This window comes from Aeromonas sp. S19(2024), from assembly GCF_041402625.1.
GTDB lineage: Bacteria > Pseudomonadota > Gammaproteobacteria > Enterobacterales > Aeromonadaceae > Aeromonas > Aeromonas caviae.
Genome location: NZ_JBGLQU010000003.1, coordinates 166,114 through 179,247, shown reverse-complemented (window position 1 = coordinate 179,247; position 13,134 = coordinate 166,114). Strand labels below are relative to the sequence as shown.

The window sequence follows — 13,134 nt, the reverse complement described above, 5'->3', positions numbered from 1 at the left end:
ATCCAGAATCGACTCCAATAGGGTTTCGGCCCGCTCCGGCTTTTTGCCACGGTCATGACCTCTCTCATTGAAAACCGTCATACCTTGTTTCTCCAACCAGGAACCTCGGCATCCAGAATCGACTCCAGGGCGCCGACCCGTTCCTGCATCTTCTCGGCACGCACCAGCAAGCCCTGCAGCTGTTCACGCTCACCATCGGCAAGACCGGCGCCAATGCGTCCCTTGGCACGGTAGTGCAGCACCAGCCAGATGGGGGCCACCACCACCATGAAGACCACCATGGGAACCATCAATACACCCAGCAGATCTTCCATCTGTTACTCTCCCTGTTTCGGTGCCGGATTGTGCTGGCCCAGCTTCTGGCGCATGGCTTCCAGCTCGCGGCTGATCTGGTCGTCCGCCTCCAGCTCGGCAAACTGCTGGGCGAGCGCCTTGTCGGACTGCCCCAGATCGGCGCGGGCTTCCATCTCGTCGATGCGGCGCTCCATGCGCTCGAACTTGCTCACCACGGCCTGACTGTCGCCACGGGCCACCTGGCTTTGCACGTTGAGGCGGCTGCTGGCGGCTTCGCTGCGAATGGCCATCGCCTTCTGGCGGGCACGGGCGTCTTCCAGCTTGGCTTCCAGCTGGCGGATCTCCTCCCCCAGCTTCTCGATGCCGCTGTCCACCGCCTGCTGTTCACGAGACAGGGCGTCGGCAAGCTCCGCCTGCTTGCTCTTCTCGATGAGGGCAGCCCGGGCCAGATCTTCGCGCCCCTTGGTCAGGGCCAGCTCGGCCTTGCCCTGCCACTCGGCGACCCGCTCCTGATGGCGGCTCACCTGACGGCCGATCTCTTTTTGATTCGCGAGGAAGCGGGCCAGATTGGAGCGCTCCTTCACCAGTTCATCTTCCATCTCCTGGATGATCAGACGCACCATCTTCTGGGGATCTTCCGCCTTGTCGAGCAGGGCCGTCAGATTGGAATTGATGATGTCGGCCAGGCGAGAAAAAATGCTCATGATTGTACTCCTGTGATAGGCATCGGGTTGTGTCTCCATTGACAATGGCAACTTGTGTGCCAATCTGGAACAATATTTAACTTGTTGATTTATATGGGCACTCAGAATGCAGTTCAAGTCCCGGGGAAACAAGTGATGATTAAAATAACCAACTTTTGGTAAGATTAACCAGATTTTTCAACTCACAGGGGCAGGGATGACCACGGCCACGGAAAGTCTGTTGGGTGAATCCAACGCATTTCTAGAAATCATCGAGCAGGCATCGCGCCTCGCGCCGCTGCGCAAGCCCGTACTCATCATCGGCGAGCGGGGGACCGGCAAGGAGCTCATCGCCCACCGCCTACATTATCTCTCGGATCGCTGGGATCAAAGCTTTGTCACCATCAACTGCGCCACCTTGAGCGAGAGCCTGCTGGAGACCGAGCTGTTCGGCCACGAGGCGGGCTCTTTCACTGGCGCCGCCAAGCGTCATCAGGGGCGCTTCGAGCGGGCCGACGGCGGCACCCTCTTCCTCGACGAACTGGCCACCACCAGCGCCCGGGTGCAGGAAAAACTGCTGCGGGTCATCGAGTACGGGGAGTTCGAGCGGGTGGGCGGCGCCAAGCCCCTCAAGGTGGATGTGCGGCTGGTGTGCGCCACCAACGAGGATCTGCCTGCACTGGCAGAGAAAGGACGGTTTCGTCACGACCTGCTGGACCGGCTCGCCTTCGACGTCATCACCCTGCCCCCCCTGCGGGAGCGGCGCGAGGACATCCTGATGCTGGCGGAGCACTTCGCCCACGGCATGACCCGGGAGCTGGGGTATCCGCTCTTTGCCGGCTTCTCGCGCAAGGCGACCCAGTTGCTGCAAGATTATCCCTGGCCGGGCAACGTGCGGGAGCTCAAGAACGTGGTGGAGCGCAGTCTCTATCGCCAGGGCAACCCCCAGTTGCCGCTGGCGGATCTGGTGCTCAATCCCTTTGACTCCCCCTGGCGCCCCCGTGCCCGAGGTGACGCCGCCCCTTCCACGGACGCGCCGACCTCGGCAGAGACGGCCCCGACCCTGACCCTGCCGCTGGATCTCAAAGGGGCGGTGGCGGAGTACGAGATTAATTTACTCAAGCAAGCGATGCAGCAATCCCAGTATAATCAGCGCAAAGCAGCCCAGTTGCTGGCCCTGAGCTATCACCAGTTCCGGGGGATGCTGCGCAAATATCAATTGCTGGACGGGGATGACAACAGTGGCAACCAGGAGGCGGGCTGATGCCTGGCACCGGGTCTGCGCGCGCGGATAACGCGGCGTACGTCACCCCTGACGGGAGCGCCTGCCCGGCCGCCCCCCGCAACGCGCCCGCCCCCTGGCGGGCAACTCTGTCTGAAAACATGGTTCCAACATGAGAATGCTCACCCCCCTGCTGCTTGGTCTACTGGTCCTGGTCAGCGGCTGTCAGAAACGCGATGAAGCCTCCAAAACCGGGCTCATCTATTGTGCCGAAGGGGCACCCCGAACCTTCAACCCGCAGCTTGCCAATTCGGATGCGACCCTGGATGCCAGTGCCCGCCCCATCTACGATCGCCTGCTCGAGGTCAATGCCAACACCCTCGGCATCGAAGGGGGGCTCGCCACCCGCTGGCAAAGCAGCGAGGACGGCCTCTCCTATACCCTGACCCTGCGCAAGGGAGTGACCTTCCACCGTACCCCCTGGTTCAGCCCGACCCGTCACTTCAATGCCGACGACGTCCTGTTCACCTGGCAGCGTCTGCTGGACGAACACCACCCCTTCCACGCCGTCTCCGGCGGCGAGTACCCCTATTTTTACAGCCTGGGGCTCGGCAACCTCATCAAGCGGGTCTACAAGAAGGGGCCCTATGAGGTGGTGTTCGAGCTGAACCGCCCCGATGCCTCCTTCCTTGCCACCCTGGCCAGCGACTACGCCATCGTGCTCTCCGCCGAGTACGGGGAGCAGATGCTAAAGGCCGGCACCCCGGCGCTGCTGGACAGCCGCCCCATCGGCACCGGCCCCTTCAGCTTCAAGGAGTATCGCCACAACGAGTTCGTGCGCTACCTGCGCCACCCCGGCTACTGGGGCGGCGAGGCCAGAATGGAGCAGCTCATCTACGACATCACCCCCAAGTCCTCCAAGCGCCTTGCCAAGCTGTTGACCGGCGAGTGCGACGTGATGAGCACCCCCTCTGCCAGCCAGCTGTCGGTGATAGACAAGGACTCCCACCTGGATCTGTCGGTGCAGTCGGGGATGAACGTCGCCTTCCTCGCCCTCAATACCCGCAAGGCACCTTTCAACAAGGTGCAGGTGCGCCAGGCCCTCGCCAGCGCCATCAATGTGCAGAATCTGCTGCAGGCTGTCTATTTCGAGACCGGCCAGAGCGCCGCCAGCCTGCTGCCGCCCCTCTCCTGGGGTTACAACCCCTCCCTGCCCCAGCGCAAGCCGGATCTCAAGCTCGCTCGCCAGTTGCTCAAGGACGCGGGCTACCCCAACGGCTTCGAGATGCAGGTGCTGGTGCAACCCGGCGCCCGTCCCTACAACCCGGACGGCCTCAAGACGGCGCAACTGATGCGCAGCGATTTCGCCAAGATTGGGGTGAGCCTCAAGATAGTGCAGCAGGCCTGGCCGGTCATCGAGACCCGGCTCGCCCATGGACAATATGACAGCCTGCTCTCGGGCTGGATCGCCGACAACGCGGATCCGGACAACTTCTTCCGCCAGTTGCTGAGCTGCGCCGCCGTCGAGCGGGGCAACAACTACAGCCGCTGGTGCAGCCCGGCGTTTGATCAGCTGCTGGACGATGCGGTGACCACCCCGCAGCTCGCCTTCCGCCTGCGCAACTATTACTATGCCCAGTCCCTGCTCAACGAGCAGTTGCCGCTCATTCCCCTGGCCCATGCCCTGAGAACCCAGGTGAGTCGCAGCGACATTCAGGGGCTGACCCTGATGCCCTTTGGCGGCACCACCTTCAACCAGGCCCATCGGGAGTGACCATGACAGATAACCACTCCATCGTCGGGCCATCGGCGCACCGCCCCCAGGAGGCATAAGCATGTTTTTCTATATCCTGCGCCGCATCACCCTGCTGGTGATCACCCTCCTGGTGCTGACTCTGGGGGCCTACCTCCTGGAGTTTCGCCTCATCACCCAGGTGCTGGATTTCTGGCACGGCTATCCTGACTTCCTCCAGCGCATCGCCGCCGGGGATTTCGGGCTCTCCAGCGTCTCCGGCCAGCCGGTCCTCGACGAGATCCGTCACTACTTCCCGGCGACCCTGACCCTCTGCCTCGCCGCCTTCGCCATCTCGCTGCTGGTGGGCATCCCCCTGGGCACCCTGGCGGCCCTCTATCAGGGGCGCAGCCCGGACCTCTCCATCATGGCCGCCGGCCTCGTCGGCTATGCCATCCCGGTCTTCTGGCTGGGGCTGCTGATGGTGATGTTCTTCTCCCTGGATCTTGGCTGGCTCCCCTCCTCCGGCCAGATCAGCCTGCTCTACGACGTGCCCTCCATCACCGGGATCGCCATTGTCGATGTGCTGATGAGCCAGGAGCCCTGGCGGGAGGCGGCCCTGCACGACGCCCTGCGCCATCTGGTACTGCCTTCCCTGGTGCTGGCCGTGGTGCCCACCACCGAGGTGATCCGCCACGTGCGCAGCTCCCTCATCGACGTGATGAAACAGAACTACATCAAGGCCGCCGCCAGCCGCGGGCTCTCCCGCCGCCAGATCGTCTGGCGTCACGGGCTCAAGAACGCCCTACCCCCCGTGTTGCCGCTGCTGGGGCTGCAACTTGGCAGTGTGCTCACCTCCGCCATGATCACCGAGGTGGTGTTCGACTGGCCCGGCATCGGCCGCTGGCTGGTGAGCAGCATCGCGCTGCAGGACTACGCCGCCATCCGCGGCGCCTTCCTGGTGGTGGCGAGCTTCGTCATCTTCATCAGCGTCAGCACCGATCTGCTGACCACCATCATGTATCCGGCACGGCGTAAAGAACTCTATGCAAGACAAGATTGATTGCGGTCTGTGGATGAACCACGGCGGCCCATGGGCCACCGGTGCACAGGCGTGCCCATCCCCTTGCGACCGGCACGGGAGCCTGCACCATGCACGATAAATCGAACATCTATCCGGAGCTCAAGATCCTCTCCCCCCTGGAGCAGACCTGGGCCTCCTACCGGCGCAACCCGCTGGCCATGGCGGGGCTCTGGTGCTTCGGGCTGCTGCTGCTGGTGACCCTCATCGGTCCCCTGGTGATCCCCTACGGCATCGACGATCAGCACAGCAGCCACCTGCTGCTCGCCCCCTCCTGGGCCAACAGCGGCAACATCGATTACTTCCTGGGGACCGACGATCTGGGGCGCGACATCCTCTCCCGTCTGGTGGCCGGGGCCAGGCTCACCTTCGGCAACGCCCTGCTGGTGGTGCTCATCGCGCTGGTCATCGGCTCGGCCATCGGCATCCTCGGCGGCATGAGCAAGGGGGTGAAGTCGAGCGTGCTCCATCACCTGCTCGATACCCTGCTCTCCATCCCGTCCCTGCTGCTGGCCATCATCGTCGTGGCCATCCTGGGGCCGGGTCTGTTCAACACCCTGATCGCCATCACGCTCGCGTTGATACCGCCCTTCATCCGGGCGACCTACAACGCGGTCCACGCCGAGATGCAGAAGGAGTACATCATCGCAAGCCGCCTCGACGGCTCTCCGCCCCAGCGGATCATGCGTCTGGCCATCTTGCCGAACATCGTCGAGACCCTGGTGACCCAGACCACCCGCACCCTCTCCGCCGCCATCCTGGACATCTCGGCGGTGGGCTTCCTCGGTCTCGGGGCCCAGTCTCCCCAGCCGGAGTGGGGTGCCATGCTGGCCGATTCGAGCGATCTTATCTATCTGGCCCCCTGGACGGTGACCCTGCCCGGGATGGCCATCCTGTTCAGCGTGCTGGTGACCAACCTGGTGGGCGAAGGCATTCGCGAAGCACTCAAAGAGGGGAACGACTGATGTTGCCAGCCTTGTTATCTATCCCCGCCCCCGGACGCCCTGAGCGACCCTGCTGCGCCCTGAACGGGAGACATTGCTGATGCCTCTGCTCGACATACGCAACCTCACCATCGAAATCGACACCCCCCAGGGCAAGGTCAAGGCGGTGGACAGAGTCAGCCTGACCCTGAACGAGGGGGAGATCCGCGGGCTGGTGGGGGAATCCGGCTCGGGCAAGAGCCTGGTGGCCAAGGTGATCGTCGGCATCCAGAAGGACAACTGGACGGTGCGCGCCGACCGGATGCGCTTCAACGACATGGATCTGCTGACCATGGCGCCCAAGGAGCGGCGCCGCATCATGGGGCGGGAGATAGCGATGATCTTCCAGGACCCTATCAGCTGCCTCGACCCCTCCGAGGAGATAGGCACCCAGCTCGAGGAGGCCATCCCCACCAGCGCCTTCACCGGCAAGTTCTGGCAGCGCTTCCAGTGGCGCAAGAAGCGGGCCATCGCCCTGCTGCACCGGGTCGGGGTCAAGGATCACCGCAAGGTGATGCGGGCCTATCCCCACGAGCTGTCGGACGGCATGTGCCAGAAGGTGATGATCGCCATGGCCATCGCCAACCAGCCGCGCCTGCTGGTGGCGGACGAGCCCACCAGCGCCATGGAGTCCACCACCCACTCCCAGATCCTGCGGTTGCTGGACAAGATGAACAAGCTGGGCAATACCACCATCCTCATCATCAGCAACGACATCGCCGCCATCGCGAACCTGACCGACACCCTCAACATCATGTATTGCGGCCAGATGGTGGAAGTGGGGACCCGGGACCAGATCCTGGAATCCCCTCACCACCCCTATACGGATGCCCTGCTCAAATCCATCCCGGACTTTGACAAACTGGTGCGCCACAAGTCCCGGCTCGAGACCCTGCCCGGGGTGATACCGCCGCTGCAGCATCTGCCCATCGGCTGCCGCCTCGGCCCACGCTGCCCCTACGCCCAGAAGCAGTGCGTGCAGACGCCGCTGATGAGCAAGGTCAAGGGGCATCAGTTCAGTTGCCACTTCCCCCTCAACATGGAAGAACCGAAGAAATGAACCGGCACCAGACCCTGATCCGGGGCACCTGCCCGCCCCGTCAGCCCCTCTATCCGGCGAGCACACCCAAGGAGACCACGTCGTGACCGAACCTTCCCTGTTGCAGGTCAGGGGCCTGTGCAAGACCTACCAGAACCGCACCGGCCTGTTCAGGCGCCGTGCGGTGGAGGCGATAAAGCCCCTCTCGTTCGATCTCGAGGTGGGCCAGACCCTGGCCATCGTCGGGGAGGCGGGCTCGGGCAAGAGCACCCTTGCCCGCATTCTGGCGGGCATGATTGAACCGAGCGGCGGGGAGATCGCCATCGAGGGGCAACCCATGGTCCACGGCGATTACCAGACCCGCTGCAAGCTGCTGCGGATGATCTTCCAGGACCCCAACACCTCCCTTAACCGGAAAATCCGGGTCGGCCAGATCCTGGAGACCCCCCTTCGCCTCAACACGGCCCTGAGCGAGGAGGAGCGCCGGGAGAAGGTGATCCAGACCCTGCGCATGGTGGGCATGCTGCCCGACCACGCCCTCTTCTATCCCCAGATGCTCTCCGCCGGCCAGCAGCAGCGGGTGGGGCTGGCGCGGGCGCTCATCCTCAATCCCAAGATAGTGGTGGCGGACGAGGCGCTCTCGACCCTGGATATTTCGGTACGCTCCCAGATCATCAACCTGCTGCTGGAGATGCAGGAGACCATGGGGCTGAGCTATGTGCTGGTGGCCAACGATCTGGGGATCGTGAGCCACATCAGCGACGAGGTGCTGGTGATGCACGAAGGGCGTGTGGTGGAGCGCGGCAAGACCTTGCGGGTCTTCGCCGACCCCCAGCACGATGTCACCCGCCGCCTTATTCAGAACTACAACAACGAATACCGCCGCTGATCCCGCGGCGCGTTTCCCCTTGCGCCAGACATAAAAAAACCCGGCCTGATGTCTCATCAGTCGCCGGGGGATTGCGTTCAAAAAGTGATTGCGTCGCTCGTAGTAGGAACAGGGGAATGGTAGGCAGCCCCCGTCATCTCAACAACTGTCAGATCTGACAGGCAGTCCGCTATGGAACCGGAATTGCGGATCCGGCGAACAGATGAGCTCGGCCTCCAGGCGACCGAAGAAGGCCACCCGCTCGCTGATGTCCTCGTCTGCGAACGTCTGTGCCAGGGCCAGGTAGTCCTGATAGTGACGCGCCTCCGAGCGCAGCAGGGAGACATAGAAGCGGCCAAGTTCCTCGTCCAGATGAGGGGCCAGCCTGGCAAAACGCTCGCAGGATCGCGCTTCGATATAGGCACCGATGATCATCTTGTCCACCACGGCCGCCGGCTCGTAGGTGCGCACATGGGTCAGCAGACTGCGGGCATAGCGGGAGGCGGTGACGGGACCATAGGGGATGCCCCGTGCGGCCATGATCTCCAGCACCTGCTCGAAGTGGTGCAACTCCTCCTGGATGAGGCGCACCATGGGGAACAGCAGGGGATTGCGCTCCAGCTCGGCAAACACGCTCCTGTCTGATTCGCCCATGGTGCGCTTGCCGAGGATCTCCGCCTTCTCCGGCAAGGCATCGAGCTCCCGGTAGAAGGTCAGCTTGGGCAGCAGGTGACGCTTCTCCTTGGGCAGGCAGTAGCGGCGCACCAGGCTGTGGGCGGTGAGTGCCGCCTTGTTCTCGCAGTTGGCGTGATCGATAAGCAGGGTCGGCAACTGGGCGGGATCCCGCGCCATTTCCACCCACTCATCCGGGGTCTCGCAATGCAGGAACTGGCGAACGGGGGCTAACAGGTCATCCATCTGAACTCTCATCTGTTGATACGACACGCGGCGCCTGGCGCCGGGGGGCCTATGCTAACGGATCCCGCCCGGCCTGCCCACCGCCATCATGGCTCAGCCCGTCAGACGCCTGAGGGAGTCGCGGCGGATCAGGGTGCCGCTGAAGGCGGGCAGTGCGTCCCGGCTCCCCTCCTCCACCATGGTGATCAGGCGGTTGATGGTCTCCTGGATCATCCCGTTCACCGGCATCTTGACGCTCGACAGCGCGGGAATGACGTAAGGGGCCAGGGGGATGTCGTCAAACCCCACCACCGAAACCTCGTCAGGCACCATCACACCGGCTTCGTGCAGCCGTTTGATGGCCCCGATCGCCATGTCATCGTTGCTGGCCACCAGGGCGCTGAAGCGAGCGCCTCGCGCCAGCAGGGTCGAGACGGCGGCCGCGCCACAGGCGGGGGTCCATTTGCCGGGAGCGATCAAGGTCTCCTGCACGGGGATGCCGTGCCGGATCAGCGCCTGCCGGTAACCGGCCAGGCGCTCGGCGCCGGTGGGGGAATCCGCAGAGCCTGCAATGAAGGCGATCTCCCTGTGCCCCATGGCCACCAGCTTGTCCACCACCGCCTCCGCCGCCGCCTGCTGATCCGCATAGACGCAGTGGGCCGGATGGCGGCTCAGACGCCGGTTGAGCACCATGATGGGCTGCTCATGCTGCTCGATGATCTCGTCCATCTCCTCCACCCCAAGAAAGCGCGGATAGATGATGACGCCATCGCAACGGGAATCGAGCAGATACTGGATGGCCTGGCGCTCCTCGTCGGCGCTGTGCTTGCCGTCCGCCAGTATGAGCTGGCGCCCGCGATCCTCGGTCATCCGCGCCACCTGGGAGAGCAGCTCGCCGAAGTAGACGCCGTGGTAGAGGGTGTTGGTGACCACCAGTCCCAGGGTCCGGGTGTGCCTGGTCGCCAGCTGCCTCGCCACCAGGTTGGGGCGATAGCCGCACTCCTCGATGGCCTGCTGCACCCGGTCCCGGGTCTCCTGGCTGGTGTAACCGTTGCCCGACAACACCCGGGAGACCGTCGCCTTCGACACCCCTGCCCGCCTTGCCACCTCCAGCATCGTCGTCATTGTGTTCTCCCTTGCTCGTAACGGGGCGCAGTGTACTGCACCGCCCCCGGCTTGTCGTCGCACGAATGGTGTGCTGGCCCGGGTTCAGTGATCCCATTCACGGATCCGGACGCTCGCTGCACAAGGTGCTTGTCTCCCGCGCTCAGGCCGCGCACTCTATGTGGAACCGGTTCCACATTCAGTTTCATGCGCGTTCCCGCCCTTCGCGGCGGCGGGGCGAGCAGGCCCACTTGGTGAAAAGGATCTACCTCGATGTCAAAAAACTATGCGGCTCTGGCCGGTACCGTCATCACCGCACTCGGCGGCGCCGACAACGTCGTCGCCGTGACCCACTGCATGACGCGGCTGCGCTTTGTGCTGGGCGATCCCGCCCGGGTCAATGGCCCTGCCCTCAAGGCCATCACGGGCGTGCTCGGGGTGGTGCAGGCGGACAACCAGTGTCAGGTGATCATCGGCAACACCGTCTCCCACGCCTATCGCGAAGTGCTGGCCCTGCTGCCCCAGGGCGGCGGGCAGACTCCGCTTGCGGAGGCTTCCGCTGGCTGGAGCCTGCGCCGCATGGGCGCCGCCATCCTCGACGCCCTGATCGGCACCATGTCCCCCCTCATCCCGGCCATCATCGGCGGCTCCATGCTCAAGCTGCTGGCCATGGTGCTGGAGATGACCGGCGTGCTGGAGAAAGGCTCCTCGACCCTCACCATCCTCACGGTGGCCGGGGATGGGGCCTTCTTCTTCCTGCCCCTGATGGTGGCCGCCTCCGCCGCCGTCAAGTTCAAGACCAACATGTCCCTGGCCATCGCCATCGCAGGCGTGCTGGTGCACCCCAGCTTCATCGAGCTGATGGCCAGAGCCGCCGAAGGGGAGCAGGTGACTTTCGCCCTGGTCCCGGTGACCGCGGTCAAATACACCTACACCGTCATTCCGGCGCTGGTGATGACCTGGTGCCTCTCCTACATCGAGGGCTGGGTCGACCGCATCACCCCGGCGGTCACCAAGAACTTCCTCAAACCCATGCTGATCGTGCTGATCGCGGCACCGCTGGCCATCCTCTTCATCGGCCCCGTCGGCATCTGGATTGGCACCGCCATCTCCGGCCTGGTCTACACGGTCCACGACTATCTGGGCTGGCTGTCGGTGGCCATCATGGGGGCGCTCTGGCCCCTGCTGGTGATGACCGGCATGCACCGCGTCTTCACCCCGACCATCATCCAGACCATCGCCGAGACCGGCAAGGAAGGCATGGTGATGCCCTCCGAAATCGGCGCCAATCTCTCTCTTGGCGGCTCGTCCCTGGCGGTGGCCTGGCGCACCCGTAACCCGGAACTGCGCCAGACGGCGCTCGCGGCGGCTGCCTCCGCCATCATGGCGGGGATCTCCGAACCCGCACTCTACGGTGTGGCCCTGCGCCTCAAGCGTCCGCTCATCGCGAGCCTCATCAGCGGCTTTGTCTGCGGTGCCGTCGCCGGCATGGCGGGGCTCGCCAGCCACTCCATGGCCGCCCCCGGGCTCTTTACCAGCGTGCAGTTCTTCGATCCGGCCAACCCCATGACCATCGCCTGGGTGTTCGGCGTGATGGCCCTCTCGGTGGTGCTCTCCTTCGTGCTGACCCTGGTGATGGGGTTCGAGGACATCCCGGTCGAGAGCCCGGCCCCCCGCGCCGAGCCCGTGCAACCCGTCGCCACCAGCCAGGCGCAGGCCGGGCTGTGACACCCCATTCAGACATGACAAGAGGTAACCAATGTCGTTAACAAGATTTCCCGAGGGCTTTCTCTGGGGCGGTGCCCTGGCCGCCAATCAGGCGGAGGGCGGCTATCTCGAGGGGGGCAAGGGGCTGACCACGGTAGACATGATCCCCCATGGCCCGCGCCGCATGGCGGTCAAACTCGGCCAGGAGAAGCGCATCACCCTACAAGATGACGAGTTCTACCCAAGCCACGGGGCTATCGATTTCTATCACCGCTATCGGGAGGATATCGCCCTGATGGCCGAGATGGGCTTCACCGTGTTTCGCACCTCCATCGCCTGGGCCCGTCTCTACCCCAGGGGGGACGAGCGCGAGCCCAATGCCGAGGGCATCGCCTTCTACCGCGCGGTGTTCGAGGAGTGCAGAAAGTACAACATCGAGCCCCTGGTGACCCTGTGCCACTTCGATGTGCCCATGCACCTGGTGACCGAGTACGGCTCCTGGCGCAACCGCCAGATGGTGGAGTTTTTCACCCGCTACGCCCGCACCTGCTTCGAGCAGTTCGACGGCCTGGTGAAGTACTGGCTCACCTTCAACGAGATCAACATCCTGCTGCACAGCCCCTTCTCCGGGGCGGGGCTGGTGTTCGAGCAAGGGGAGCACCAGGATCAGGTGAAGTATCAGGCCGCCCACCACGAGCTGGTGGCCAGCGCCCTGGCGACCCGGATCGCCCACGAGGTGAACCCGGCCAACCAGGTGGGCTGCATGCTGGCGGGGGGCAACTTCTACCCCTACTCCTGCAAGCCCGCCGACGTCTGGACCGCCCTCCAGAAAGATCGGGAGAACCTCCTCTTCATCGACGTGCAAGCCAGGGGCGCCTATCCGGCCTATGCGCAGAGGGTGTTTCGTGACAAGGGGGTCACCCTGGTGAAGGGGCCGGAAGATGACGAGATCCTCAGGCACACAGTAGATTTCGTCTCCTTCAGCTACTACGCCTCCCGCTGCGCCGCCGCCGACATGAATGCGGGCAACACCAGCGAGGCCAACGTGGTCAAGTCCCTGCGCAATCCCCACATCGAGGTGAGCGAGTGGGGTTGGGGCATCGACCCCCTGGGCCTTCGCATCACCCTCAACACCTTGCACGATCGCTACCAGAAGCCCCTCTTCCTGGTGGAAAACGGCCTGGGTGCAGTGGACGAAGTGAACGAGCAAGGGGAGATAGAGGACGACTACCGCATCGCCTACCTGCGCGCCCACATCGAGGCCATGGGGGATGCCATCGAGGACGGCGTGCCCCTGATGGGATACACCAGCTGGGGCTGCATCGATCTCGTCTCCGCCTCCACCGGCGAGATGAGCAAGCGCTATGGCTTCGTCCACGTGGACAGGGACGACGCCGGCCATGGCACCCTGGCCCGCCGGCGCAAGAAGTCGTTCTGGTGGTACAAGAAGGTGATCGCGAGCAACGGGGAGGATCTGGCCTGAGGACCCTTGTGTGGGTTGTCCAGGCGCTGCGCCGAGTGCAC

At 64.1% G+C, this 13,134-nt stretch carries 12 protein-coding genes; 8 read left to right on the top strand and 4 right to left on the bottom strand.

Annotation, left to right across the window (positions count from 1 at the left end; all coding sequences use genetic code 11):
* Positions 1-77 precede the first annotated feature (77 nt).
* Both pspB and pspA read right to left on the bottom strand, forming a co-directional pair.
* Positions 78-314, bottom strand: coding sequence for an envelope stress response membrane protein PspB (gene pspB, locus ACB037_RS08235; protein WP_005300084.1), 237 nt, complete (start codon positions 312-314; stop codon positions 78-80).
* Between the two features lie 3 nt (positions 315-317).
* Positions 318-998, bottom strand: a complete 681-nt coding sequence (pspA, locus tag ACB037_RS08230; protein ID WP_010674534.1) for a phage shock protein PspA — start codon at positions 996-998, stop codon at positions 318-320.
* 196 nt (positions 999-1,194) lie between these two features.
* On the opposite strand from pspA, the gene pspF reads away from it, so the two are divergent.
* The 6 genes from pspF (at position 1,195) to ACB037_RS08200 (ending at position 7,923) form a co-directional block, all read left to right on the top strand.
* Entirely contained in the window at positions 1,195-2,241 is a 1,047-nt protein-coding gene (gene pspF, locus ACB037_RS08225; RefSeq protein ID WP_371175172.1) for a phage shock protein operon transcriptional activator, read from the top strand.
* Positions 2,242-2,377: 136 nt separating this feature from the next.
* Complete coding sequence (gene sapA, locus ACB037_RS08220) at positions 2,378-3,973, top strand: ABC transporter substrate-binding protein SapA (RefSeq protein WP_010674532.1); 1,596 nt, start codon at positions 2,378-2,380, stop codon at positions 3,971-3,973.
* 61 nt (positions 3,974-4,034) lie between these two features.
* Positions 4,035-4,994 (top strand): ABC transporter permease subunit, encoded by a 960-nt coding sequence (locus ACB037_RS08215; protein ID WP_010674531.1) that lies wholly within the window; start codon positions 4,035-4,037, stop codon positions 4,992-4,994.
* Positions 4,995-5,083: 89 nt separating this feature from the next.
* The gene (locus ACB037_RS08210; protein ID WP_069784996.1) at positions 5,084-5,977 is read left to right on the top strand and encodes an ABC transporter permease subunit; all 894 of its coding nucleotides are present in this window, start codon (positions 5,084-5,086) and stop codon (positions 5,975-5,977) included.
* Positions 5,978-6,056: 79 nt separating this feature from the next.
* Positions 6,057-7,055 carry an oligopeptide/dipeptide ABC transporter ATP-binding protein gene (locus ACB037_RS08205; protein WP_010674529.1) on the top strand — a complete coding sequence of 333 codons (999 nt, stop codon included), beginning with the start codon at positions 6,057-6,059 and terminating at the stop codon, positions 7,053-7,055.
* 82 nt (positions 7,056-7,137) lie between these two features.
* The gene (locus ACB037_RS08200; RefSeq protein WP_039039015.1) at positions 7,138-7,923 is read left to right on the top strand and encodes an ATP-binding cassette domain-containing protein; all 786 of its coding nucleotides are present in this window, start codon (positions 7,138-7,140) and stop codon (positions 7,921-7,923) included.
* Between the two features lie 138 nt (positions 7,924-8,061).
* Here the strand turns inward: ACB037_RS08200 and ACB037_RS08195 are convergent, their stop codons facing one another.
* A complete protein-coding gene (locus tag ACB037_RS08195) occupies positions 8,062-8,820 on the bottom strand; it encodes a tRNA-(ms[2]io[6]A)-hydroxylase (protein ID WP_042016277.1) in 759 nt (252 codons plus the stop codon).
* Between the two features lie 93 nt (positions 8,821-8,913).
* The gene (locus ACB037_RS08190; RefSeq protein WP_042863778.1) at positions 8,914-9,924 is read right to left on the bottom strand and encodes a LacI family DNA-binding transcriptional regulator; all 1,011 of its coding nucleotides are present in this window, start codon (positions 9,922-9,924) and stop codon (positions 8,914-8,916) included.
* Positions 9,925-10,176: 252 nt separating this feature from the next.
* Between ACB037_RS08190 and ascF the strand changes: the two genes are divergently transcribed.
* Positions 10,177-11,631, top strand: coding sequence for a PTS cellobiose/arbutin/salicin transporter subunit IIBC (ascF, locus tag ACB037_RS08185; RefSeq protein WP_128296697.1), 1,455 nt, complete (start codon positions 10,177-10,179; stop codon positions 11,629-11,631).
* Positions 11,632-11,662: 31 nt separating this feature from the next.
* Positions 11,663-13,093: a 6-phospho-beta-glucosidase gene (locus ACB037_RS08180; protein WP_182721835.1), complete on the top strand. Its 1,431-nt coding sequence runs from the start codon at positions 11,663-11,665 to the stop codon at positions 13,091-13,093.
* The last annotated feature ends 41 nt before the right edge of the window (positions 13,094-13,134 follow it).